General features: G+C 64.0%; 21 protein-coding genes. 9 read left to right on the forward strand and 12 right to left on the reverse strand.

Annotated features, from left to right (window positions below):
• The first annotated feature begins 202 nt into the window (after window positions 1–202).
• Window positions 203–1459 (forward strand): NADP-dependent isocitrate dehydrogenase, encoded by a 1257-nt coding sequence (icd, locus tag QCE69_RS02675; RefSeq protein ID WP_309914180.1) that lies wholly within the window; start codon window positions 203–205, stop codon window positions 1457–1459.
• Window positions 1460–1628: 169 nt separating this feature from the next.
• Here icd and cspD read toward each other — a convergent pair whose 3' ends face one another.
• A complete protein-coding gene (gene cspD / locus QCE69_RS02680; protein ID WP_008351201.1) occupies window positions 1629–1835 on the reverse strand; it encodes a cold shock domain-containing protein CspD in 207 nt (68 codons plus the stop codon).
• A 526-nt stretch (window positions 1836–2361) separates the two neighbouring features.
• Between cspD and clpS the strand changes: the two genes are divergently transcribed.
• Together clpS and clpA are read left to right on the forward strand one after the other, a co-directional pair.
• A complete protein-coding gene (gene clpS / locus QCE69_RS02685) occupies window positions 2362–2676 on the forward strand; it encodes an ATP-dependent Clp protease adapter ClpS (protein WP_016344488.1) in 315 nt (104 codons plus the stop codon).
• On the forward strand, window positions 2673–4976 hold the full coding sequence (gene clpA / locus QCE69_RS02690) for an ATP-dependent Clp protease ATP-binding subunit ClpA (protein ID WP_309807442.1): 2304 nt from the start codon (window positions 2673–2675) through the stop codon (window positions 4974–4976). Before clpS ends, clpA begins: the two co-directional genes overlap by 4 nt.
• Before the next feature lie 89 nt (window positions 4977–5065).
• On the opposite strand, the gene QCE69_RS02695 is transcribed toward clpA, so the two are convergent.
• From QCE69_RS02695 to QCE69_RS02725, 7 genes are all read right to left on the reverse strand, one after another.
• On the reverse strand, window positions 5066–7579 hold the full coding sequence (locus tag QCE69_RS02695) for a hypothetical protein (RefSeq protein ID WP_309929337.1): 2514 nt from the start codon (window positions 7577–7579) through the stop codon (window positions 5066–5068).
• Between the two features lie 319 nt (window positions 7580–7898).
• Window positions 7899–8345 carry a dUTP diphosphatase gene (gene dut, locus QCE69_RS02700; protein WP_309929339.1) on the reverse strand — a complete coding sequence of 149 codons (447 nt, stop codon included), beginning with the start codon at window positions 8343–8345 and terminating at the stop codon, window positions 7899–7901.
• Between the two features lie 11 nt (window positions 8346–8356).
• Window positions 8357–9358: an LLM class flavin-dependent oxidoreductase gene (locus tag QCE69_RS02705; protein WP_309914186.1), complete on the reverse strand. Its 1002-nt coding sequence runs from the start codon at window positions 9356–9358 to the stop codon at window positions 8357–8359.
• Between the two features lie 4 nt (window positions 9359–9362).
• Window positions 9363–10574 carry a bifunctional phosphopantothenoylcysteine decarboxylase/phosphopantothenate--cysteine ligase CoaBC gene (gene coaBC, locus QCE69_RS02710; RefSeq protein WP_309929341.1) on the reverse strand — a complete coding sequence of 404 codons (1212 nt, stop codon included), beginning with the start codon at window positions 10572–10574 and terminating at the stop codon, window positions 9363–9365.
• Window positions 10575–10644: 70 nt separating this feature from the next.
• Window positions 10645–11151, reverse strand: a complete 507-nt coding sequence (gene lspA, locus QCE69_RS02715) for a signal peptidase II (protein WP_309807447.1) — start codon at window positions 11149–11151, stop codon at window positions 10645–10647.
• A complete protein-coding gene (gene ileS / locus QCE69_RS02720) occupies window positions 11151–13982 on the reverse strand; it encodes an isoleucine--tRNA ligase (RefSeq protein ID WP_309929343.1) in 2832 nt (943 codons plus the stop codon). The genes lspA and ileS overlap by 1 nt, the downstream gene beginning before the upstream one ends.
• 104 nt (window positions 13983–14086) lie before the next feature.
• Window positions 14087–15082, reverse strand: coding sequence for a bifunctional riboflavin kinase/FAD synthetase (locus tag QCE69_RS02725; RefSeq protein ID WP_309807450.1), 996 nt, complete (start codon window positions 15080–15082; stop codon window positions 14087–14089).
• Between the two features lie 183 nt (window positions 15083–15265).
• Here QCE69_RS02725 and purN point away from each other — a divergent pair, with 183 nt between their 5' ends.
• From purN to nadC, 6 genes are all read left to right on the forward strand, one after another.
• Window positions 15266–15916 (forward strand): phosphoribosylglycinamide formyltransferase, encoded by a 651-nt coding sequence (purN, locus tag QCE69_RS02730; RefSeq protein WP_309914195.1) that lies wholly within the window; start codon window positions 15266–15268, stop codon window positions 15914–15916.
• Window positions 15913–17214 (forward strand): RsmB/NOP family class I SAM-dependent RNA methyltransferase, encoded by a 1302-nt coding sequence (locus QCE69_RS02735; RefSeq protein ID WP_309914198.1) that lies wholly within the window; start codon window positions 15913–15915, stop codon window positions 17212–17214. Before purN ends, QCE69_RS02735 begins: the two co-directional genes overlap by 4 nt.
• Window positions 17215–17226: 12 nt before the next feature.
• The gene (locus tag QCE69_RS02740; RefSeq protein ID WP_309929345.1) at window positions 17227–18591 is read left to right on the forward strand and encodes a mechanosensitive ion channel domain-containing protein; all 1365 of its coding nucleotides are present in this window, start codon (window positions 17227–17229) and stop codon (window positions 18589–18591) included.
• A 263-nt stretch (window positions 18592–18854) separates the two neighbouring features.
• Window positions 18855–20051 (forward strand): acyl-CoA desaturase, encoded by a 1197-nt coding sequence (locus tag QCE69_RS02745; protein WP_309914203.1) that lies wholly within the window; start codon window positions 18855–18857, stop codon window positions 20049–20051.
• A gap of 118 nt (window positions 20052–20169) precedes the next feature.
• Entirely contained in the window at window positions 20170–21297 is a 1128-nt protein-coding gene (gene nadA / locus QCE69_RS02750) for a quinolinate synthase NadA (protein ID WP_309929348.1), read from the forward strand.
• Window positions 21297–22169 (forward strand): carboxylating nicotinate-nucleotide diphosphorylase, encoded by an 873-nt coding sequence (gene nadC / locus QCE69_RS02755; protein ID WP_309929351.1) that lies wholly within the window; start codon window positions 21297–21299, stop codon window positions 22167–22169. Before nadA ends, nadC begins: the two co-directional genes overlap by 1 nt.
• On the opposite strand, the gene nadB is transcribed toward nadC, so the two are convergent.
• From nadB to radC, 4 genes are all read right to left on the reverse strand, one after another.
• Entirely contained in the window at window positions 22166–23764 is a 1599-nt protein-coding gene (nadB, locus tag QCE69_RS02760; RefSeq protein WP_309929354.1) for an L-aspartate oxidase, read from the reverse strand. The genes nadC and nadB overlap by 4 nt on opposite strands.
• Before the next feature lie 193 nt (window positions 23765–23957).
• Window positions 23958–24125 carry a 50S ribosomal protein L33 gene (gene rpmG / locus QCE69_RS02765; protein WP_006478046.1) on the reverse strand — a complete coding sequence of 56 codons (168 nt, stop codon included), beginning with the start codon at window positions 24123–24125 and terminating at the stop codon, window positions 23958–23960.
• A gap of 11 nt (window positions 24126–24136) precedes the next feature.
• A complete protein-coding gene (rpmB, locus tag QCE69_RS02770; protein WP_008351171.1) occupies window positions 24137–24370 on the reverse strand; it encodes a 50S ribosomal protein L28 in 234 nt (77 codons plus the stop codon).
• Between the two features lie 271 nt (window positions 24371–24641).
• Window positions 24642–25409, reverse strand: coding sequence for a RadC family protein (gene radC / locus QCE69_RS02775; protein ID WP_404987233.1), 768 nt, complete (start codon window positions 25407–25409; stop codon window positions 24642–24644).
• Between the last annotated feature and the right edge of the window lie 119 nt (window positions 25410–25528).

Raw genomic sequence — 25528 nt, forward strand, 5'->3', positions numbered from 1 at the left:
CGGCCCGGAGAATCCGGCATCTTAAAGCATGCGTAACACCGCGCGGCTCACGCTGCTCGCGGTCTCCACGCCGCCCGCAGGCCGTCCGGCGTGGTTAGAATGACGGTCTCGCCATGCTGGCATGCACACGCGCGCGCATGCCTGAAGGCGCGCTCTCCATCCAGTTTGCTTCCATTCAGCCCGGCCTTCTCTGGAGTCGACCATGCCGTATCAGCACATCAAGGTTCCGGCGGACGGTGACAAGATCACTGTCAACGCGGATTTCTCGCTCAACGTATCGGACCAGCCGATCATTCCGTTCATCGAAGGCGATGGCACGGGCGTCGATATCACGCCGGTCATGATCAAGGTCGTCGATGCGGCGGTGGAGAAGGCCTACGGCGGCAAGCGCAAGATTCACTGGATGGAGATCTACGCGGGCGAGAAGGCCACCCGCGTCTACGGCCCGGATGTCTGGCTGCCGGACGAGACGCTCGACGCGGTGAAGGACTACATCGTGTCCATCAAAGGCCCGCTGACGACGCCGGTCGGCGGCGGTATCCGCTCGCTGAACGTCGCGCTGCGCCAGCAACTCGATCTCTACGTGTGCCTGCGTCCGGTGCGTTACTTCAAGGGCGTGCCGTCGCCGGTGCGCGAGCCGGAGAAAATCGACATGGTGATCTTCCGCGAGAACTCGGAAGACATCTATGCGGGCGTCGAGTGGCCGGCGGAGTCGCCCGAGGCGAAGAAGGTCATCCAGTTCCTGCGCGACGAAATGGGCGTGAAGAAGATCCGCTTTCCGGATTCGTCCGGCCTGGGCATCAAGCCGGTGTCGCGCGAGGGCACTGAGCGTCTGGTGCGCAAGGCGATCCAGTACGCCATCGACAACGACCGCCGCTCGGTCACGCTGGTGCACAAGGGCAACATCATGAAGTTCACGGAAGGCGCCTTCCGTGACTACGGCTATGCGCTCGCGCAGAAGGAATTCGGCGCCGAGCTGATCGACGGCGGTCCGTGGATGAAGGTCAAGAGCCCGAAGACGGGTAACGACATCGTCGTGAAGGACGTGATCGCCGATGCCTTTCTGCAGCAGATCCTTCTGCGTCCTGCCGAATACGACGTCATCGCCACGCTCAACCTGAACGGCGACTACATCTCGGATGCACTCGCGGCGCAGGTGGGCGGCATTGGCATTGCGCCGGGAGCGAACATGTCGGATTCGGTCGCGATGTTCGAGGCGACGCACGGCACCGCGCCGAAATATGCCGGCAAGGATTACGTGAATCCCGGCTCGGAAATTCTTTCAGCCGAAATGATGCTGCGTCATCTGGGATGGTTTGAAGCCGCGGACCGCATCATTCATTCGATGGAACAGTCCATATTGTCGAAACGCGTCACTTACGATTTCGCCCGTCTCATGGAAGGCGCGATTCAGGTTTCCTGCTCGGGTTTCGGCGAGGTGATGATCGAGAATATGTGACAGCTCACCGTTATTCGAGCGCGCATTTTAAAAACCCCGAAAGGCTTATGCCTTTCGGGGTTTTAATTTGGCGAATGCGCTCAATATGTGAGTCATCCAACGGTTCGGACCGGACATAAAAAAACCCGGCGCGAAGGCCGGGTTCACGAGGCAGGTTCTGATCGAACGGTCAGGCAGCGTCCTGGATGTTCGAAGCTTGTTTGCCTTTCGGTCCCTGGACAATCTCAAAGCTGACCTTCTGGCCTTCCTTGAGCGTCTTGAACCCATTCATTTGAATCGCCGAGAAATGTGCGAACAGATCCTCGCCGCCTTCATCGGGCGTGATGAATCCATAGCCTTTCGCGTCGTTGAACCATTTGACCGTACCTGTAGACATTCGTACTTCCCCTCTAACTCTCGTCGCATCCCAAGAGCCCTTGGAAAAGATTGGAACCCACCCCTCATTGCGAGTGCCCTCTTTTCTTCACTGGCTCACCTCGGGCATTTCTTATCCGTGGAGTGGCCCCCGGAAAAAAGTGCCAGTTTGATTGTTGAATCTCTTAAATCGGGTGTCAAGGAATTTTTGGGATGGCCGATAAGCTCGTTGCAAAGAGCACATTTGTAGGGGTAATTCCTGCTTTGCGTGTGCGGCGCCGTCCAAGCAGGGCACCTTGAAAAGACGCATAATCGACTCACTTGTGTGATACGGCCAGCACTCGCGGCGGGCGGCACAGCCGGTTTTTGCGAAGCTGTGCGATACTGGGTTCGACGAGGTGCAAGCGGGCCGCGCCGGACCACAGGGGCCGCGGCAGGATTCGATGGACCTTCGCTGCGCGAGCACGTTTCCAGTCATTTATTCCGGGTCTTCAGGCCGGTGCTGGAGCGGCGATTGCGGGGATGTCCGTGTTGTTTAGAATGGGTGTATGGCGACCAATCCCAACAAGCAGGACGGCACGGTACTGGAGCGGCAGGAGCAGAAGCTCAAGAAGCCGGCCATGTACAAAGTGGTGCTGCTGAATGACGACTTCACGCCGATGGAATTCGTCGTGATGGTCGTGCAGGAATACTTCAATAAGGATCGCGAGACTGCGACGCAGATCATGCTGAAGGTTCATCGCGAAGGCAGGGGAGTTTGTGGGGTCTACACGCGAGATATTGCGTCGACCAAAGTTGAGCAAGTCGTTAGCCATGCACGGCAGGCGGGGCATCCGCTGCAGTGCGTGATGGAGGAAGCATGATTGCCCAGGAACTGGAAGTCAGTCTGCACATGGCGTTTATGGAAGCACGTCAGGCGCGGCATGAGTTCATAACGGTCGAGCATCTGTTGCTTGCCCTGTTGGACAATCCGACCGCGGCTGAGGTGTTGCGCGCCTGCGCAGCCAACATTGAAGATTTGCGGCAGAACCTGCGCAATTTCATTCATGACAACACGCCGACCGTGCCGGGCACGGACGACGTCGATACTCAGCCGACGCTTGGTTTCCAGCGCGTGATCCAGCGCGCGATCATGCATGTGCAATCGACCTCGAACGGCAAGAAGGAAGTGACCGGCGCGAACGTGCTGGTGGCGATCTTCGGCGAGAAGGATTCGCACGCGGTGTACTACCTGCAGCAGCAGGGGGTGACGCGGCTCGACGTGGTGAACTTCATTTCCCACGGCATCGCCAAGACGAACGGCGGCGAGTCCGCCAAGGCGAGCAGCGAGGCCAATCCTGAATCGGAAGACGCTGCCGCGCAGAAGGAAACGCCGCTCGCGCAATTCACGCAGAACCTCAATCAGCTCGCCAAGGACGGCAAGATCGATCCGCTGATCGGCCGCGAACTCGAAGTCGAGCGCGTGGTGCAGGTGCTGTGCCGCCGGCGCAAGAACAATCCGCTGCTGGTCGGCGAAGCCGGCGTCGGCAAGACGGCCATCGCGGAAGGTCTCGCTTGGCGCATCACGCGCGGCGAAGTGCCGGACATCCTGGCGGATGCGCAGGTCTATTCGCTGGACATGGGCGCGTTGCTCGCGGGCACCAAGTATCGCGGTGATTTCGAACAGCGCCTGAAGACGGTGCTAAAGGAATTGAAGGAGCGTCCGCACGCCATCCTGTTCATCGACGAGATTCACACGCTGATTGGCGCAGGCGCGGCTTCGGGCGGCACGCTCGACGCATCGAACCTGCTGAAGCCGGCGTTGTCGTCGGGACAGCTGAAGTGCATCGGCGCGACTACGTTCACCGAATACCGCGGCATCTTCGAGAAGGACGCGGCGCTTTCCCGCCGGTTCCAGAAGGTCGATGTCACGGAGCCGTCGGTCGAGCAGACCGTCGCCATCCTGCGCGGTCTCAAGACGCGTTTCGAAGAACATCATGGCGTGAAGTATTCGTCGGGTGCGCTCTCGGCGGCGGCGGAACTGTCGGCGCGTTTCATCACGGACCGTCATCTGCCTGACAAGGCGATCGACGTCATCGACGAAGCGGGCGCGGCGCAACGCATCCTGCCGAAGTCGAAGCAGAAGAAGACCATCGGCAAGAGCGAGATCGAAGAGATCATCTCGAAGATCGCGCGCGTCCCGCCGCAAAGCGTGTCGCAGGATGATCGCAGCAAGCTCCAGACGCTCGATCGCGACCTGAAGGCCGTCGTGTTCGGCCAGGATCCGGCCATCGATGCGCTGTCGGCCTCCATCAAGATGGCGCGCGCGGGTCTCGGCAAGACGGACAAGCCGATTGGCGCGTTCCTGTTCTCCGGCCCCACGGGTGTCGGCAAGACCGAAGTGGCGAAGCAGCTGGCGTTCACGCTGGGCATCGAGCTGCTGCGCTTCGACATGTCGGAATATATGGAGCGTCATGCGGTCAGCCGGTTGATCGGCGCGCCGCCGGGCTATGTCGGTTTCGACCAGGGCGGCCTCTTGACCGAAGCCGTCACGAAGAAGCCGCACTGCGTGTTGCTGCTGGATGAAATCGAGAAGGCGCATCCGGACATCTACAACGTGCTGCTGCAGGTGATGGATCACGGCACGCTGACGGACAACAACGGCCGCAAGGCGGATTTCCGCAACGTCATCATCATCATGACGACGAACGCGGGCGCCGAGGCCATGGGCAAGTCGGTGATCGGCTTCACTTCGCGCCGCGAGTCGGGCGACGAGATGAACGACATCAAGCGCATGTTCACGCCGGAGTTCCGCAACCGTCTGGATTCGATCATCAGCTTCCGTTCGCTCGATGAAGAAATCATCCTGCGTGTGGTCGACAAGTTCCTGATGCAGCTGGAAGATCAGTTGCATGAGAAGAAGGTCGACGCCGTCTTCACCGACGCGCTGCGCAAGCATCTGGCCAAGCATGGCTTCGACCCGCTGATGGGCGCGCGGCCGATGCAGCGTCTGATCCAGGACACGATCCGTCGTGCGCTGGCCGACGAGCTGCTGTTCGGCAAGCTGATGAACGGCGGCCGCGTCACGGTGGATGTCGACGCCGAGGACAAGGTGCAGATCACCTTCGACGAGAATTCGGCGCCGCCGCGCAATCCGAATCCGGAGACGATCGAAGTCGAATAAGCCTGAAGGTTCTGGGCGATGAGAAAACGGCGCGAGTGACCCTCGCGCCGTTTTTGTTTGCTGCGTCAGCTAGTCAATCGATCAGTCGATCAGTCGCGCGGCGTATCGAAGGCCAGCGGAGCCTCCATGTAGGCGCTCAGCTTGTCGCGCGTCCACGACTCCGGATTGCCGATCGACGACACGATGCCGGTCGTCGAACCACCGCCCAGCAGCACCGCGAAGATGCCGCGCAGCGGGAAGTCGCCGTACAAGGGCGTGGAGAGGTCGAACGGCTCCGAGCGGACGAACATGGCCTCAGCGTTCGCCCCCATATCCGGGAACGACGACGAGAACGGCAACGCGAGGATCGTCGGGTTCACGTTGTGGTAGTCGCTGCCAATCGCCGCATCGCCCATGATGCAGCTGCCGCCCGTGCCCCAGTGCTGGCTGTCGAAGTCCGCATTGACCTGATCGTTCGTGTTCGGCGTGCGGCTCGCCGGAATCTGCCACGGCATGACCGGCACGCGCAACGCGCGGCTCACGTTCTCGCAGAAGTCGAAGTAACGCTGCCATTCACGCGGACCGTAGCAGTAGCCGTTCACGTAGGCGCGCTGGGTGAAGTCGTCGGCTTCATAGCGATCGATCGCCAGGAAGTCCGGCGCATACGGGCCGTCGCAGGCACCGAGGCTCTTTACGTAATCAGCGGTCTGCTGCGCCATCGAGGCCGTATCGACGTCCTTGTAGATCCACTCCGAATAGCCGACGCCCCACAGATTGATCTGCCAGCCGAAGGTCACCTTGGGTGCCACCTTGCGCGTCAGCCAGTTCACCGCCAGCACGTAACCCGCGATCGTATTGGTGATGGACGAAGGCACCGCAGCCTGAATGTTCCAGTGCGCGAGCGCAGTCTTCAGCGGTTCGATCACCGGCATCGCGTAGCTCGCGCCGAAGTCGGCCTGCTGGCAGGCGCCGAGGAAGTCGGGATTGACGATGAAGCCCGCCGGCACGTCGTGCTGCGCGTCCGCATTGCTCATCGCGATATTCAACGCGAGGATGTAGTTCGCGAAGCTGTGCGCGTGGGCGTCGGCGTTCGCGAGAATGCCGGGCGTGTTGCCGAGCGACAGATTGCACGTGTACGAGATCGCGACCGGCAGCACGTTTTGCGTATTGCCCAGCGCGCTTTCCGTGTCGCGTGCGAGCTTGATCAACGCGCGGGTTTGCGGATCGTCCGACAGATAGACGTTCGAGTCGCCCGCACCGTCGGTGCCGGCATAGACGAAGATCGACGTGGCGCGCGCCGCGGCGAGATCGGCCTTGTTACCGGGCGTCAGGTCCACGCAGCCGCCGAAGCTCAGGTACGACGGGAAGCCGCGCACGTTGAGGTTCGCGGACGCCTCGATCGACACGTCGAGCACGCTTGAACCGTTAGCGGCAACAGCCAGCGAGGCGGGCGCATCGACGACGCGAACGATCCCGCCCGACACGAACGCCGGCGCGATGACCGTGTACGTGCCAGGCTTGACCGGCGCCGTGAAGGAGGTCGTCTGGATCGTGGCCGTGATCGTCTGCGAGTAGTTCATGTCGGCGCCTTGCAGACGCAGCACGATGCTCTGTGACAGCGGCTTATCGGCGGTGACGTGAATGGGCAGATGGACGAAGCCGGTGGTATCAACCTTCTTCGTCTTCACCTGCGACTGGCCGACCGTCACTGTCTGCAACGCGTTGTCGAGCTTCACGTCGTGGATGTCGAACGTGTATTGCGCGTTGTTGACGTTGATGGCGTCGATCGCAATACGCACGTTGTCCGAAACCGGCAGCGAGCGCAGCGATGTCGTGGTGCCGGTCGTGGTGTCGAACGCAGCCAGCGTCGCGCCGCTTTTCTTGTCGGTCACCGTGACCGAGAGGGTTTCGTCGTCGAGACCCCGAAGTTCGTCGATCACGATATCGAGCGCCGCCGTGCGCTCCACTGCGCCGAAGGTCACGTCCATGGCAACCGTCGCGCCGGCCGCGAGCGTGAGCTGCATCGGCGTGACGATCAGCGGCGCCGCGACGGTCTCGTCGGCCGTATGCACGTCGCCGGACTGCACGGTGTAGTCGCCTTGTTCGAGCGTCACCGAGGTCGCTTCACCATAGACGAGTGTGACCGGCGTGGCCTGCGAGCCGCGCAACAGCGTGATGACCGGCGACACGTCTTGCAGCGCGGCATCGGGTGCGGCGTCGCAGTCGATCTTGACCGTCGCGTTGACCGCCGGAGCCTGGTCCGCTGCGATGACGAACGAGTTCAGATACGTGTCGGGAGCGGCGGTCAGGTCGCCGTTGATCGAAATGGTGATCTGATCCTTGTGATCGATCAGGTGCGGCGCATTGAAGTCCATCTCCAGCGCAATGGAGTACAGGTTGTCGCCGATCGAAGTCGATTGCACCTGATTCGACGTCGACACCCACGAAGTGAAGCTCGGCCAGACGTCGGTGGCGCTCACGGCCACCGGCGACGAAAAGTTCAGCGCGAGATACTTGTTGACCTGAACCTGGCTGCCGTCTTCATAACGGAGGTTCGAGACGATGATCTGGCCATACCACTGGCCCGCTCCCGGGGCGACGACGGCGTCATATTGGATGTTCATAGTGTGGTTTCCTGAAAAATAAAAAACGAATCGATCGACGGCGCGAAGCAAATCGGCCGATGCGATCACGCTTGTCTGGATAACTGAATAAATTCTGTTTCGGCTAACGAAACAGATTGAAGGGAAGGGCGCGGCCCCTGACGGAGCGACGGCGTCGTGACGGTTCAACCCGGAAGAGGGTTTGAATGAGCCGTCACTTGCCGATCAGAATAGGAAGCCGGGAGCAAAAGCGGCAGAGAGGACGCGCTACTTTTGTATAGAAGATGGTAGGGGACCGCGATGTCAGGCGGCGGCCGCCGCCTGCTTGTTGATGCTTGCTTCAGTGCTTGCCGGTACTGCCGAAGCCGCCGGCGCCGCGCGCGCTGGCATCGAAGTCATCGACGATATTGAATTGCGCCTGCACCACCGGCACGATCACCATCTGCGCCAGACGCTCCATCGGGTTGAGCGTGAAGGCCGTGTCACCGCGATTCCACGTGGAAACCATCAGCTGGCCCTGGTAGTCCGAGTCGATCAGGCCCACCAGATTGCCCAGCACGATGCCATGCTTGTGGCCGAGTCCCGAGCGCGGCAGGATCATCGCGGCATAACCGGGATCGGCAAGATGGATCGCGAGACCGGTCGGCACGAGCACCGTCTGATGCGCTTCGATCACGAGCGCTTCGTCGAGACACGCGCGCAGGTCGAGGCCGGCGCTGCCGGGCGTGGCGTAGGCAGGCAGGAAATCGCGCATGCGCGCGTCGAGAATCTTGACGTCGAGTTTCATGGAATCGGGTGTCAGCGGCCGAGCTCGAAGGCGTCGGCCAGGAGTTGATAGGACCGCGTGCGCGCGGCGTAGCTGCCGGCGACCGTCAGGATGATCAGCTCGTCGGCGGCATACTGTTCCTGCAACGCGTGCAGTTGTTCCGTGACGCGCTCCGGCGTACCGATGATGCTGCGCGCCTTCTCATGCGCGATCACGGCGAGTTCGCGCTCGCCATAGCGTTGCGCGATGCCCTGCTCGATCGATGGAATCGGCTGGTTCAGGCCATAGGCCATCTGCACGCGGCGCAGGTCGACGGCCTTTTCGAGCGCCTCGGCTTCCTGCTCGGTATCGGCGCAGATCGCGAATACCGCCGCCGCGAGATAGGGTTGCGCTTCGTGTGCGGCCACGAAGCGCTCGCGATACGCCTGCGCCACGTGTTCGCCGATGCGCGGATTGATGAAGCTCGCGAAGGCGAAACGGATGCCCAATTGCGCGGCAAGCAGCCCGCCGAAATCGCTGGAGCCGAGCATCCACAGTTCCGGACGCGTGTCGATGCGCGGCTGCAGCAGCACGCCGTGCGCGAGGGCATCGTCCGGCACGGTGCCGTCGAACAGCGCGATGAGTTCCGCGACCTGCTGCGGGAAGACATCGCCACGGTTATAGGCGCCCGCCGCGACCGCCTGCGCCGTGCGCATGTCGCCGCCCGGCGCGCGCCCGACACCGAGATCCACGCGTCCCGGGAACAAGGCTTCGAGCATCTGGAACTGCTCGGCGACCTTGAACGACGAGTAATAAGGCAACATGACCCCGCCCGAACCAATGCGGATGCGCTTCGTCAGACTGCCGATGCGCGCCAGCATCACTTCCGGACACGGATTCGATACGCCATGCAGCCCGTGATGCTCCGCGCACCAGAAGCGGGTGAAGCCGAGGTCGTCGGCGAGTTGCGCGAGATCGAGCGTGGCGGCGATGGCGTCGGCCGCCGTGTGGCCGTGGATGACGGGCGTCTGGTCGAGGATGGAGAGCTTCGTCATCGCGTCAGGAGAGCAGCGCGCCGCCGGTCTTCGGCGCGCGTCGGGCAATCTCCGCAATCAGCGTGCGGGCGAGTTGCTGTTTGTCGGCGCGCGGCAGCGGCGTCGTGCCGCTTTCCTCGAAGAGCACGACTTCATTGTCATGCTGGCCAAACGCCAGCTGCGCAATATTGCCGATGAGCAGTGGAATGCCCTTGCGCTTGCGCTTCTCGGCGCCGTTGACGTCCAGGTCGCCGCTTTCGGCCGCGAAGCCGACGCAATACGGCGGATTCGGCAGCCGCGCGACCGTGGCGAGAATGTCCGGATTCTCGACGAACGTGAAGCTCGGCTGCGGCGCGCCCGGCACCTTCTTGATCTTGTGTTCGCTGACCTGCTCCGCGCGCCAGTCGGCGACCGCCGCCACCGCGATGAAGATGTCGGCGTCAGGCGTGGCCTGCATGACGGCGTCGTGCATCTGCTGCGCCGTCTGCACGTCTTCGCGGAACACGCCCCACGGCGTCTCCAGCGCGACGGGACCCGCCACCAGATGCACGTCCGCGCCCGCCTGCGCCGCTGCGCGCGCCAGCGCGAAGCCCATCTTGCCGGAGGAACGGTTGGTCAGGCCGCGCACCGGATCGAGCGGCTCGAAGGTCGGGCCCGCAGTGATCAGCACGCGCTGGCCGCGCAGGATCTTCGGCTGGAAGAACGCGCAGATGGCTTCGAAGGCCGCTTCCGGCTCGATCATGCGGCCGTCGCCGACTTCGCCGCACGCCTGCGAGCCCGAGTCCGGCCCGAGCACTGCAACGCCGTCCGCACGCAGTTGCGCGACGTTGCGTTGCGTCGCGGGGTTTTGCCACATCTGGCGGTTCATCGCGGGCACGACGAGCAGCGGACAGTCGCGCGCGATGCACAGCGTGGACAGGAGGTCGTCGCACCGGCCGTGCGCGAGCTTGGCCATGAAGTCGGTGGAAGCAGGTGCGATGACGATGGCATCGGCTTCGCGCGAGAGATCGATATGCGGCATGTTGTTCGGCATGCGCGCGTCCCATTGCGACGTGTACACGGGACGGCCCGACAATGCCTGCATCGTGACGGGCGTGATGAACTGCGTCGCCGCTTCGGTCATCACGATCTGCACGGTCGCGCCGGCCTTGATCAACAGGCGCGTGAGCTCGGCGATCTTGTAGCAGGCAATGCCGCCGGTCAGGCCCAGTACGAGATGTTTGCCTGCGAGTTCCAATTTGCCTCCGTCGCAATGAACGCGCGGCTCCTTGAAAGGAGCCGCGCTGCACACTTCACTTCACTTTACGTCACTTCGAACCGCGTACGCGCCGCAGTTCGTCGAAGATCAGCAGCACCGCGCCGACGGTGATGGCGCTGTCGGCGAGATTGAACGCGGGCCAGTGCCACGTGTTCACATGGAAGTCCAGGAAGTCGATGACATGGCCATAGGCGAGGCGGTCGATCACATTGCCGATCGCGCCGCCCATGATGAGCGACAGCGCCGTGCAGAACAGCCGCTGGCCCGAATGGCGCTTGAGCAGATAGCAGATCACGATGGCCGCGACCACGCCCAGCGCCGTGAAGGCCCAGCGCTGCCAGCCGCCGGCCATGGCGAGGAAGCTGAAGGCCGCGCCGCGGTTATAGACCAGCAGCAGGTTGAAGAACGGGGTGAGCGCGTGCGGGTCGCCATAGGCGAACACCTTTTGCACCGCGATCTTCGTCAGCTGGTCGAACAGGATCACGATCAGCGCGACGCCGAGCCACGGCGCCAGCGATCCACTGCTTGTGCTTTGTTTTGCCATCGTCCTTGCCATTATGCTGCGCCTCGCGATTCGCCGGCGCCGAACAGATTCGAGAAGCAGCGGCCGCACAGACCCGGATGATCCGCGTGAGCGCCGACGTCCGCGCAATAGTGCCAGCAGCGCTCGCATTTCAGATACTTCGATGCCGTGACATCGACACCTTCCTCCGCCTCGCCCGCCACCTTCTCCACCTGCGCCGACGACGTGATCAGCACGAAGCGCAACGCGTCGCCGAGGCTGGCCAGCGCGTCGTAGCGGGCCCCGCTCGCGCGCACCACGACTTCCGCCTGCAGCGACGAACCGATCAGGTTCGCCGTGCGCGCTTCTTCGAGCGCCTTGGTGACGTCGCCGCGCGCGCTGCGGATCAGGGTCCACTTGTCGAGCAGCTCGCCGCCGTTGGCGATGTCCGGATAGGTCGCATAGACCTCGGTGAAGATGGTGTCCTGACCCGGCTTGAGCACCTTGTACGCTTCCTCGGCCGTGAACGACAGATACGGTGCGACCAGGCGCAGCAGGCCGTGCGCGATATGGAAGAGCGCGGTCTGGGCGCTGCGGCGCTCGCGCGAATCGGGCTTGGTGGTGTAGAGACGGTCTTTCAGCACGTCGAGATAAAAGCCGCCGAGATCTTCCGAGCAGAAGGTCGCGATCTTGGCCACTACCGGATGGAACTCGTACTTCTCGTAGTGCGAGAGGGCGTCGTCCTGCAGGTTGCGGGTGAGCGCGACCGCATAGCGATCGATCTCCAGCCAGTCTTCCACCGGCAGCGCGTCCCTGGCGACATCGAAGTCCGACAGGTTCGCGAGCAGGAAGCGCAACGTATTGCGAATGCGCCGATAGGTTTCCGTCACGCGCTTGAGAATCTCCTCGGAGATCGCGAGTTCGCCGGAATAATCGGTCGACGCGATCCACAGGCGGATGATTTCCGCGCCGAGGCGGTTCGCCACTTCATGCGGATCGATGCCGTTGCCGAGCGACTTCGACATCTTGCGGCCTTCGCCGTCGACGGTGAAGCCGTGCGTCAGCAGCGCCTCGTAGGGCGGGCGGCCGTCGAGCATCGAGGCGGTCAGCAGCGACGAATGGAACCAGCCGCGATGCTGGTCCGAGCCTTCGAGGTAGAGGTCCGCCGGGAACTGCAGCGAGTCCTTGTGCGAGCCGCGCAGCACGTGCCAGTGCGTGGTGCCGGAGTCGAACCAGACGTCGAGCGTGTCGCGATTCTTCTCGTACAGGTTTGCGTCGTCGCCGATCAGTTCGCGCGGATCCAGCGACTGCCACGTCTCGATACCGCCTTGCTCGACGCGCTGCGCCACTTCTTCCAGCAATTCCAGCGTGCGCGGATGCAGTTCGCCGGTTTCCTTGTGGACGAAGAAGGCCATCGGCACGCCCCATTGACGCTGGCGCGAGAGCGTCCAGTCCGGCCGGTTGGCGATCATGCTGTAGAGGCGCTGCTTGCCCCACGACGGATAGAACGCCGTGTTCTCGACGCCTTCCAGCGCGATCTCGCGCAGCGTGCGGCCGCCGTCCTTCGGCGTGACGTCCATGCCCGCGAACCACTGCGACGTGGCGCGGTAGATGATGGGCGTCTTGTGGCGCCAGCAATGCATGTAGCTGTGCGTGTACTTCTCGGTCTTGAGCAGCGAGCCCGCGGCCTCCAGTGCCTCGACGATCTGCGGATTGGCCTTCCAGATGGAGAGCCCGCCGAACAGCGGCAGCGATTCGATATAGCGGCCGTCGCCCATCACCGGGTTGACGATGTCCGAGTCCGACATGCCGTGCGCCTTGCATGACACGAAGTCTTCCACGCCGTACGCCGGCGACGAATGCACGACGCCCGTGCCGCTTTCAGTGGTCACGTAGTCGCCGAGATAGACCGGCGCGGTGCGCTTGTAGCCCGGGTGCGCCGCCGCCAGCGGATGATGGAAGCGCAGGTTGGCGAGCTGCTCGCCGGTCGTCGTGGCGATCACTTCGCCGCTCAGCCCGTAATTCTTCAGGCATTCCTCGACGCGCTCCTGCGCGAGGATCAACAGGCCGCGCGGGGTATCGACGAGCGCGTAGACGATCTCCGGATGCACGTTGAGCGCCTGGTTGGCGGGAATGGTCCAGGGCGTCGTCGTCCAGATGACGATGCCGCCCTCGGCCTTCGGCAGCGCGTTCAGGCCGAACGCCTGCGCGGTCTTCTCCGGCTCGGCGAAGGCGAACATCACGTCGATGGTCGGATCGGTCTTGTCCTTGTACTCGACTTCCGCTTCCGCCAGCGCCGAACCGCAGTCGAAGCACCAGTTCACCGGCTTGAGGCCGCGGAACACGAAGCCTTTCTCCATGATCTTGCCGAGCGCGCGGATCTCGCCGGCCTCGTTGGTGAAGTTCATGGTCTTGTACGGATTGTCCCAGTCGCCCAGCACGCCGAGACGCCGGAAGCCGACTTTCTGCTTCTCGATCTGCTCGCCGGCATAGGCACGCGCCTTCTGCATCACCTCGATGGCCGGCAGCGTCTTGCCGAACTGCTTTTCGATCTGGATCTCGATCGGCATGCCGTGGCAGTCCCAGCCCGGCACATAGACGGCGTCGAAGCCCGCGAGATTGCGCGCCTTGACGATCATGTCCTTCAGGATCTTGTTCACCGCGTGGCCGAGGTGGATGTCGCCGTTCGCATACGGCGGGCCGTCGTGCAGGATGAACTTCTTGCGGCCCTGGCTGGCCGCCCGGATCTTCTCGTAGATCTGCTTGTCCTGCCATTCCTTGACCCATGCGGGCTCGCGCCTGGGCAGGTCGCCGCGCATCGGGAAGGGCGTGTCGAGCAGGTTGACGGGGTACTTCGCGGAGGCTTTCTCTTTCTTGTCGCTCATGGGTGACTCGGTGAATTCGGTGAGGCGGCGCTTGTCTCGCGCGCGATGAATCGGGAGGCGGGGCAGCGGGCGGCGCCGGCGTGGTCAACGCGGGCGCCGCACGCTCACCTAATTCGGTCAGTCGCCGAAATGGCGAATCCCGTGGCGCGGCTGCCCGCGTTGCTGGCGGGCGGAAGGCCGAAATACGCGCGGGCGTTGTCGACGTCGCGCGAGATTGCAGCCGAGAGCGTTTCGAGGTCCACGTACTTTTCCTCGTCACGCAGCTTTTTCAGGAATTCGACCCGCACCAGCTTGCCGTAGGCGTCGCCGTGCCAGTCGAGCACGAAGACTTCGAGCAGCACGCGGCCGGAGTCGTCGACGGTCGGGCGCAGGCCCAGGCTTGCAACGGCGGGCAGCGGTTCGTCGGCGAGGCCATGCACGCGCACCACGAAAATGCCCGCGAGCGCCGGGCGCTTGTGCGCGATCGGCAGGTTCAGCGTGGGGAAGCCGAGATCGCGGCCGAGCTTCGCGCCGTGCACGACGTGCCCGCTGATGACATACGGACGTCCGAGCGCGACTTGCGCCGCGTCGAGATCGCCGGCGACCAGCGAAGCCCGCACCGACGACGACGAAATGCGCGCGCCGTTCGGATGCGCGACGGTTGCCATGCGTTCGACCTCGAAGCCGTATTTCTCGCCGGCGGCCTTGAGCGAGGCGAAGTCGCCCGCGCGTTTCGCGCCGTAGCAGAAGTCGTCGCCGACCATGACCCAGCGGGCGTGCAGGCCGTCGACGATCACGTTCTTCACGAAGGTGTCCGGTGACTGGCTCGCGAAGGTCTTGTTGAAGTGCTCGACCACGACGCGGTCGACGCCGTTGGTGCGCAGCGCCTCCAGCTTGTCGCGCAGCATGGCGATGCGCGGCGGCGCGCCGGCCGGATTGAAGAACTCGCGCGGATGCGGCTCGAAGGTCATCACGCAGACGGGCAGGTTGCGCGCGTCGGCGGCAGCCCGGACGTGCGCGAGCAGCGCCTGGTGGCCGCGATGGACACCGTCGAAATTGCCGATGGTCAGTGCGCAGGGCGCCCGGCTTTCGGCATTGGGAAGGCCGCGAAAGACTCTCACGATAGGCGTTGGTCGGTGAGGCTGAGCGATGAGGGGCAGATGCTGCAAAGCGTTAGATTATAAACGCTCGCGCCGGCGCACGGGCGCGCGGGGCGGTGGAGCGTCCTGTGCGAGGCGCGCGCGGCCGCCCGCGCCGGCCTCTTTGGCACGATTTTCTCCCCGGCCGGATGATAAAATCGGCGGATGAAGAAAATCGTCATTCTGATCTCCGGACGGGGCAGCAACATGGAGGCCGTCGTGCGCGCCTGCGCGCGCGAGGGCTGGCCGGCCCGGGTCCAGGCGGTCATTGCAAACCGGCCTGATGCCGCCGGCCTGGGTTTCGCCCAGGCGAACGGCATTGAAACCATCGTGGTAGATCATCGTCAGTTCGAAAGCCGGGCGTCGTTCGACACGGCGCTCGCCCGGGAAATCGACCGCTTCGCGCCGGATCTCGTCGTGCTCGCGGGCTTCATGCGGGTGCTGACCGACGCTTTCGTCGAACGCTATGCCGGGCGCATGCTCAATGTGCATCCGTCGCTGCTGCCGTGCTTCGCGGGGCTGCGCACGCATCAGCAGGCGCTCGACGCCGGCGTGCGCGTGCATGGCGCAAGCGTGCATTTCGTGACGCCGACGCTGGATCACGGGCCGATCGTCGCGCAGGGCGCCGTGCCGGTGCTCGCCGGCGACGACGCCGCGGCGCTCGCCGCGCGCGTGCTGGCCGTCGAACACGTCATCTACCCGCGCGCGGTGCGCTGGTTCATCGAGGGGCGTCTTTCTATCGAGGGCGAACGCGTCGCCCTCACGCCGTCTGAGCCGCAATGGCTCTTTGCCGACATTGCCGGGGAGGGCGTATGAGGCTGCATGGATTTCTGATTGGACAAACCGAAACGCTGCTGGCGGATGTGCTGCGCTTCTCCGGCCCCGCCGATGCCGCGACCAGCCGCTTCTTCCGCGCGCATCCTAAGCTTGGACATAGCGAGCGCGGCGTGATCGCCGAAGCGGTGTTCGCCGTGCTGCGCCGGAAAATGGAGTTTTCGCATCTCGCGGAAAGCGGCAGCGGCAACCAGGCGCGCCGCCTCGCGCTGCTCGGCCTGATGCAGACGGCCGGTTTGTCGGCGCTGAAGCCGTTCGTGTCGGCGGATGAATATCAATGGCTCGCGCAAGTGTCGAAGATCGACCCTGCCAGTTTGCCGGTGCGCGTGCGCACGAATCTGCCGCAGTGGATCTTCGAGGCGCTCGGCAAGCGCTTCGAGCCCGAGGAGCTCGCGCAGCTCGCCGCCGCGCTGAACTATCCGGCGCCGCTCGATTTGCGCTCGAACCCGATCAAGGCAAGCCGTGAAGAGGTGCTGAAGGCGCTGGCCGCCGCCGGTATCGACGCGGGCGAGATGCCGTTCGCGCCGTTTGGCGTACGGGTGGGCGGCAAGCCCGCGCTGACGCGTCTTGCGCCGTTCCAGGAAGGCTGGATCGAGGTGCAGGACGAAGGCAGCCAGCTGCTCTGCTCGCTGATGGCGCCACGCCGCGGCGAGATGATCGTCGATTTTTGCGCGGGCGCGGGCGGCAAGACGCTGGCGCTCGGCGCGATGATGCGCTCGACCGGCCGGCTCTACGCGTTCGATGTCTCGGACCGGCGTCTCGCCAAGCTCAAGCCGCGGCTCGCGCGCAGCGGCTTGTCCAACGTGAATCCCGTGCTGATCGACAGCGAGCAGGACGCGAAGATCAAGCGTCTCGCGGGCAAGATCGACCGCGTGCTCGTCGACGCCCCGTGTTCCGGACTCGGCACGCTGCGCCGCAATCCGGATCTCAAGTGGCGCCAGTCGCCGGATTCGGTTGCGGAACTGACGCCCAAGCAGCTGTCGATTCTCACCAGCGCCGCGCGCCTCGTGAAGAACGGCGGCCGTCTCGTCTACGCCACCTGCTCGATGCTCGACGCGGAAAACGAAGGCGTCGTCAAGCAGTTCCTCGAGACGCATCCGAACTTCCGCGTCGTGCCCGCGCGCGACGTGCTCGCGGAGCAGCGCATCGACCTGGACACGGGCGACTATCTGTCGCTGTGGCCGCACAAGCACGGCACCGACGGCTTTTTCGCCGCCGTGCTGGAACGCGTGCCGGACGCGTCGAAGAAGCAAAAGCCGGCTGAAGAAGAGCCGGCGTAAGCCGCCGCGCGCATGGACCCCCGCTTCCTGCCCGAGCTGACCGCGCGGCTGTCGCGCGATTTCGGCGAGCCGCAGGTGATCTGGCAGGTCGCGGCGCTGGCCGGGCTGTTGGCGGTGGCGTGGTGGTGCGCGCGCATCCTGCGCAAGAAGCTCGATGCGCGCCGTCAGTCGCGCTTCGAGGCGGTGCGCTTCGGCGCCGAGAGCCTCAACAAGGCGCTGTTCCCGCTGCTCGGCGCGGTGTTCGTGTCCATCGCGCAGGTGGCGCTCGCGCCGTTCATCCACACGGCGTTCCTGCGTCTCGCGCTGGTGCCGCTGTGCGGCATCGCCGTCATCTATTCGATGTTCTATGTCGTGCGACGCGTGTTCCGGCGCGGCGAGACGGAGGACGACGCCGGCGCGCTGCTCTATCTGTTCGAGAAACTTGTTACGGTGATCGTCTGGGTCGTGATGGTGCTCACCGTGATGGGCATTCAGGACGATGTCGTCGAGTGGATGGCGAGTGTGCGCTTCAACGTCGCGAATGCGCACATGACACTGCTGTCGCTCGCGTCGGGCGTGTTGTGGGTGTGCGTGACGCTGATCGTCGCGATGTGGGCCGGCGCGCTGCTCGACGACCGCCTGATGCGCGCCCGCTCGCTCGACGCCAATCTGAAAGTGGTGCTGGCGCGGGTCGGCCGCGCGCTGATGATCCTCGCCGCCATTCTGGTGAGCCTGTCGATCGTCGGCATCGACATCACGGTGCTCGGGGTGTTCGGCGGCGCGCTGGGCGTGGGACTGGGCTTCGGCTTGCAGAAGATCGCGAGCAATTACGTGTCGGGCTTCATCATCCTGCTGGACCGCTCGCTGCGACTCGGCGACATGATCAACGTGAGCGGCAGCCAGGGCACGGTGACGCAGATCCGCACGCGCTATACGGTGGTGCGCGGGCTGGACGGCATCGAAACGCTGATTCCGAACGAGAAGCTGATCACCGATGTCGTGCAGAACCATTCGTCGTACCTTACGCGCGGCAATGCGAAAATTGCGGTGCAGGTGAGCTATCGGAGCGACGTGGAACGCGTGATGCGCCTTCTCGAGGAAGCCACGCTGGGTATCGAGCGCGTGTTGCAGGATCCGGCGCCGGCGGCGCTACTGGCGAGCTTCGGCGCGGACGGCATCAATCTGGAGCTGAATTTCTGGATTGTCGACGCCGCAAAGGGCACGGGCGGCGTAAGGTCACAGGTGAATCGCGCGGTTTGGCGTTTATTCTGTGAGCACGGCATTGAAATCCCGTACGCGCAGCGCGAGATACGGATTATCGACGGTGCGGCGCCGGCCACGGGCGATTCGGTACTTAATACCGCCGGCCGCGGTACGGGCGCTTCGCCGACGGTGTGATCCCCGGTCCGGATGTACCGCTTGGCGGCTGAATCGTCGATCTGGAGCCGGAAACAACATCAGTTCGAGGCGTGAGTTTTTTCTTGTTTTGCTAACATGCAAAAAAATTCACCTTTAGGACAAAGACTTGGAACGCTTGCAGTAGAATGCGATCGAACTTGCGAAGGATCCTTTCACGTGGCCAACAGGCTGCTTAGCGTCAGATTTAAGCCTGTTTGTCCGGCCGTTTTTTCCGAATTTCACAGCTACACAGGTAAATTGCCTTGCTGAATTCTTCCCTCGATTTTCTCGCCAACGGATTGCTGGACTTCTCCTGGTGGCAGATTCTGTTGTTCACGCTGGTGATGACGCACATCACTATTGTGGGCGTCACGGTCTATCTGCACCGCTGCCAAGCGCACCGCGCGCTGGACCTGCATCCCGCCGCGAGCCACTTCTTCCGTGCCTGGCTGTGGATGACCACAGGCATGCTCACCGGCCAATGGGCCGCCATTCACCGCAAGCACCACGCGAAGTGCGAGACCGAAGAAGATCCGCACAGCCCGCAGACGCGCGGCATCTGGAAGGTGCTGCTCGAAGGCGCCGAACTGTATCGCACCGAGGCCAAGAACGAGGAAACGATGCGCAAGTTCAGCCACGGCACGCCGAACGACTGGCTCGAGCGCAATCTGTACACGCGTTATCCGATTCTCGGCATCAGCGTCATGATGGTGATCGACGTCGCGCTGTTCGGCATCGTCGGGCTGTCGGTGTGGGCCGTGCAGATGATCTGGATCCCCTTCTGGGCAGCCGGCGTCGTCAACGGTCTCGCGCACTTCTGGGGCTATCGCAATTTCAATTCGTCGGATGCGTCCACCAACATCTTCCCGATCGGCATCCTGATCGGCGGCGAGGAACTGCATAACAACCATCACACCTTCGCAACGTCGGCGAAGCTCTCGAGCAAGTGGTACGAGTTCGACATCGGCTGGATGTATATCCGCATCATGTCGGCGCTGCGTCTCGCCAAGGTCAAGAAGGTTGCGCCCACGCCGAAGCTCGCCGCAAGCAAGGCCGTGGTCGACCAGGACACGCTGCAGGCGGTGCTGTCGAACCGTTATGAAGTGATGGCGCGTTATGGCAAGGCGCTCAAGCGCGCGTACGCGCAGGAACTCGCCAAGCTGAAGGAAGCCGGCGCGCGCGAGAAGTATCAGCTGATGCGCGGCGCCCGCAAGTGGTTCCACAAGGAAGAAGATGGCCTGAACGAGCCGCAGCTCAAGCAGCTTCCGGAGCTGACCTCGGACAATCAGCGCCTGCGCACCTTCATCGAATTGCGCAAGGATCTCTCGGCCATCTGGGATCGCTCGAACGCTTCCCGCGAACAGCTCGTGACCCAGTTGCAGGACTGGTGCCATCGCGCGGAAGAGAGCGGCATCAAGGCTCTGCAAGACTTCGCGCTGCGCCTGCGCCGCTACGCCTGACGCGCGTTATCCGTTAAAATTCCGTGACGTCACATGACCCCGCTCTGGCGGGGTCTTTGTTTTTGTGCGGTCGGATTTGCAGCGAATCGTGCAGCCGTTGCGCGTGGGGATCGGAGACATGGAAGCGATCAGAAGCATCGAGTATGACCGGCCGCAAGGCCTGACCTGCGGTGTGGGCGAAGCTTGGGCGCGGGTGGCCGAAGCGCCGTCGCCGGAAGAAAGGCGCCGCTTGAAGGAACGCATTCGCGCCCTCCTGAAGCGGGAAGAAGCGGTGCTGGTGGCGCACTATTATGTCGACGCCGAACTCCAGGAACTCGCTGACGAAACCGGCGGTTGCGTCGCCGATTCACTCGAAATGGCGCGCTTCGGGCGCGATCATGCGGCGAAGACGCTGGTGGTAGCGGGCGTGCGCTTCATGGGCGAGACCGCCAAGATCCTGAGCCCGGACAAGCGCGTGCTGATGCCGGATCTCGACGCCACCTGTTCCCTCGACCTCGGCTGTCCCGCCGATGAATTCTCCGCCTTCTGCGACGCCCATCCGGACCGCACCGTCGTCGTCTATGCGAACACCAGCGCCGCGGTGAAAGCGCGCGCGGACTGGATGGTGACTTCGTCGATCGGGCTCGAAATCGTCGCCGACCTTCACGCGCGCGGCGAAAAGATCCTTTGGGCGCCGGACCGCCATCTGGGCGGTTACATCCAGAAGAAGACGGGCGCGGACATGCTGCTGTGGCAGGGCTCGTGTCTGGTCCACGACGAGTTCAAGGGCATCGAACTGGATCTGCTGCGCCGCGAGTATCCGGACGCGAAGATCCTCGTGCATCCCGAATCGCCGGAAGGCGTCGTGGCGCTCGCGGACGTCGTCGGCTCGACCACGCAGCTGATCGACGCCGCCGTGCGTATGGACGCGCAGCGTTTCATCGTCGCGACGGATCTCGGCATCCTGCACAAGATGCGACTGGCCGCGCGGGGCAAGACCTTCATCGAAGCGCCCACTGCCGGCAACAGCGCCACCTGCAAGAGCTGCGCGCACTGCCCGTGGATGGCGATGAACGGCCTGGCGAATCTCGCCGATGTCCTCGAACGCGGTCACAACGAGATTCACGTCGATGCGGCCATCGGCGTGCGCGCGCGCGTGCCGATCGACCGCATGCTCGACTTCGCGGCGCGCCACAAGAAGCGCGTGCAGGCCAGCGGCGACCTCGCGAAAGACGCGTCGCTGTACACCCAGGTAGGAGCTGCCTGATGTCCGTGTCCCCGATCTTCGAAGAAATCCGCGCGCAGTACGGCGAGGTGTTACAGGCGGCGCTGGCCCGCAATGTCGTCGATGCGCTGGAGGAGGACGTCGGCAGCGGCGATCACACCGGCCGTCTCGTGCCGGCCGGCGCGCGCCGCACGGCACGCATCATCGTGCGTGAGGACGCGGTGTTGTGCGGCGTGCCCTGGTTCGACGAAGTGATGCGCCGCGTCGATCCGGCCATCGAGGTCGAATGGCAGTATCGCGAAGGCGAACGGATGGCGGCGAACACGCCGGTCGTCCTGCTGCATGGCGCGGCGCGCTCGCTGCTGACCGCCGAGCGCAACGGTCTCAACTTTCTGCAACTGCTGTCGGGCGTGGCGACGGCGACGAGCCGTTACGTCGATGCCATCGCGGGCACGCGCGCACGCATTCTCGACACGCGCAAGACGCTGCCGGGCCTGCGGCTCGCGCAGAAATACGCGGTGCGCGTGGGCGGCGGCGCGAATCAGCGGCTCGCGCTGTACGACGGCATTCTGATCAAGGAAAACCACATCGCGGCGGCGGGCGGCGTGGGCGCGGCGATGGACGCGGCGCTCGCGCTGCAGGCCGGCGTGCCGATCCAGATCGAAGTGGAAACGCTGGAGCAGCTCGAGACGGCGCTGGCGCATCGCGCGGAATCGATCCTGCTCGACAACTTCACGCTCGACGCCATGCGCGACGCCGTGCGCATCACGGCCGGGCGCGCGCTGCTGGAAGTGTCGGGCGGGGTGAACTTCGAGACGGTGCGCGCGATTGCCGAAACGGGCGTCGACCGTATTTCCGTCGGCGCGCTCACGAAGGACGTGCGCGCGGCCGATTTCTCCATGCGCCTCGTTTAAAGACTCGTGCGGCGGGCGGCCGGCGGCGTGAGCACGGTCGGCAGCGCCTTCGGCAGCGTTTCCGGCCAGTCGCGGCTGTAGTGCAGGCCGCGGCTCTCGCGTCGCGAACACGCGCTTTCCACGATCAACGACGCCACGTCCACCAGGTTGCGCAGTTCCAGCAAGTCGCGGCTCACCTTGAAGTTCGCGTAATACTCGTGGATCTCGTCGCGCAGCAGGGCAATGCGATGCTGCGCGCGTGCCAGACGCTTGTCCGTGCGCACGATGCCGACGTAATTCCACATCAGGCGCCGCAATTCGTCCCAGTTGTGCGCGACGACCACTTCCTCGTCCGGGTCCGACACGCGGCTTTCGTCCCAGTCGGGCAATTCGGCGTGACAGCCGTTGGAAAAGCCTTCGGCTTCGATGGCCTGCGCCGCCGCGCGGCCCACCACGAGGCACTCGAGCAGCGAATTGCTCGCCAGCCGGTTCGCGCCGTGCAGGCCCGTGTACGAGGTTTCGCCGACCGCATAGAGCCCCGGCCGGTCGGTGCGCCCCGCGAGATCGGTCACGACGCCGCCGCAGGTGTAATGCGCGGCAGGCACGACGGGAATCGGCTCCTTGGCGATATCGATGCCGAATTCCTGGCAGCGCGCGAGGATCGTCGGGAAATGTTCTTCGAGGAAGGCGCGCGGCTGGTGGCTGATGTCGAGATAGACGCAATCGATGCCGCGCTTCTTGATTTCGAAGTCGATCGCTCGCGCGACGATATCGCGCGGCGCGAGCTCGGCGCGCTCGTCGTGGGCCGGCATGAAGCGCGTGCCGTCCGGCAGCCGCAGGATGCCGCCTTCGCCGCGCACGGCTTCGGAGATCAGGAACGACTTGGCGTACGGATGGAAGAGGCAAGTCGGATGGAACTGGATGAACTCCATGTTCGCAACGCGACAGCCCGCGCGCCATGCCATCGCGATGCCGTCGCCGGTGGCGGTGTCCGGATTGGTCGTGTAGAGATAGACCTTGCCCGCGCCGCCGGCGGCGAGCACCGTGTGCGGCGCCTGCAGGGTCACGGTGCGGCCGGTGTTCACGTCCAGCGCGTACAGGCCGTGGCAGCGATGCCCGGGAAGGCCGAGCCGGTCGGACGTGATCAGGTCGATCGCGTGATGATCTTCGAGAATGGTGATGTTCGGATGGCGCCGCACGCGTTCGCCGAGTGTGGTGACGACGGCGTGGCCGGTGGCGTCGGCGGCGTGGATGATGCGGCGATGGCTGTGGCCGCCTTCGCGCGTCAGATGGAAGCCGAGTTCCGCGGACAGGTCGCGGGTGAAGGGCACGCCTTCCTCGATCAGCCATTCGATCGCCGCGCGCCCGTTCTCGACGATGAAGCGGGTAGCGGCTTCGTCGCACAGGCCGCCGCCGGCGATGAGCGTGTCGCCGACGTGTTCGTCGACGCTATCGCCCGAATCGAGCACCGCCGCGATGCCGCCTTGCGCCCAGTCGCTCGCGCCCACGTTCGCCGCGCGCTTGGCGAGGATCGCGACGCGCCGCGTTTCGGCCAGATTCAACGCGACGCTCAGGCCCGCGAGTCCGCTCCCTACGATCACTACATCGAAATTCATGCTGCCGCTTCTCCGTCCGATTACTGGTCGCCGATCGATAGCCGGGAAGCATAGCGCGCGGGAAGAATGAGGGACAGCGAAAACCCGCGTACGAGTGTGTGAAAAACGGATGAAAAGCAGGCGTCAGAACGACAAAAAGCCCCGCGATGGCGGGGCTTTCCGGTGTCTTCGTTCAGGCTCTCAACATCAAGATTTACTTGATCTTGGTTTCCTTGTACTCAACGTGCTTGCGGACGACGGGATCGAACTTCTTGATCGCCATCTTTTCCGGCATGTTGCGCTTGTTCTTGGTCGTCGTGTAGAAGTGACCCGTGCCTGCGGTCGATTCCAGCTTGATCTTGTCGCGTGCGCCCTTGGCCATGTGCGTGCTCCTTAGATTTCACCGCGTGCGCGCAGGTCTGCGAGCACGGCGTCAATACCGTTCTTGTCGATCAGGCGCAGACCGGCGTTCGAGACGCGCAGACGGACCCAGCGATTTTCGCTTTCAACGAAGAAACGGCGGTTCTGCAGGTTCGGCAGGAAACGACGCTTGGTCTTGTTGTTTGCGTGGGAAACGTTGTTGCCCGACATCGGGCCTTTCCCAGTTACTTGGCATACGCGTGCCATGAGGACACTCCTAATACACGTTAAGTCTGAGTCGAACGCCCGATTGATAATGGGTTTCGAGGAAACTGTTTCCTCTTCTTCCTCTACCTCTCGATGCCTCTGATCGCCCGATTTGCCCATCGGGGATTTGGCAGCACGGTTATGCCAATGAGGACTGCGCTCAGTTCACCGTTACTCAGAACAGGCTGGTGGAAAAAAGCAAACGAGGATTCTAGCAGAAAAAACGCTGCATTATCAAACCTTTTGGACTCGCCGGCGCGGTGGAGCGCCGTCACAGCCAGCCGTGGCGCGCGAACGAAAGCACTTCGTTGGTCGCGACCACGAGATGATCGAGCAGGCGCACGTCGACCAGGGCGAGCGCGTCGTGCAGCGTGCGGGTCAGGGCGCGGTCGTTGGCGCTGGGCTCGACGCCGCCGGACGGGTGATTATGCGCGACGATCAGGCCCGCGGCGTTGAGCGTCAGCGCCCGCCGCACGATCTCGCGCGGATACACCGCGACACGCGTGAGCGAACCGCGCGCCGATTCCTCGGCGAGCAGCAGCTTATGGCGCGCATCCAGATAGAGGCAGACGAAGACTTCGTAAGGCTTCGTGCCGATGGACAGCCGCAGGTAATCCTCGACGATGCCCGGCGAATTCAGCACTTCGCGCTCGCGGGTTCGCTCCGCCAGCGCCCGGCGGCACAGTTCGGAGACCGCGAGCAGCGTGGCGGCGCGCGCCGGCCCGATGCCGCGTTCCTCGCAGAGTTCGCCGGCGGACGCGTCCAGCACGCCGCGCAGCGAACCGAAGCGGCGCAGGAGCCGGCGGGCGAGATCGATGGCAGTCGATCCCGGCACGCCGGAACGCAGGAACAATGCGAACAATTCCGCGTCCGACAGCGAGGTCGGGCCGGCGTCGAGCAGGCGTTCGCGCGGCCGGTCGGCACGGGCCCAGGTGCGAATGGGCGTGACGGCCGGCAGCGGATCGTGCTCCGGCCGGGCTGCTGGCCCCGCTGCTGGCTCCGCCGCTGGTTCCGCTGCTGGCCCGTCTGCCGGCTGCAAGCGAGGCTGCGTGCGGACAAGCCGCAATTTGGCGGCGCTCACCGGAAAACACCGCGTACCGCGACACCGATGCGGCGGGAACGCCCGGCAAGACCTGTGTCGAGACCTTTTGTCACGCG

It is taken from the genome of Caballeronia sp. LZ032, assembly GCF_031451315.1.
Lineage (GTDB): Bacteria > Pseudomonadota > Gammaproteobacteria > Burkholderiales > Burkholderiaceae > Caballeronia.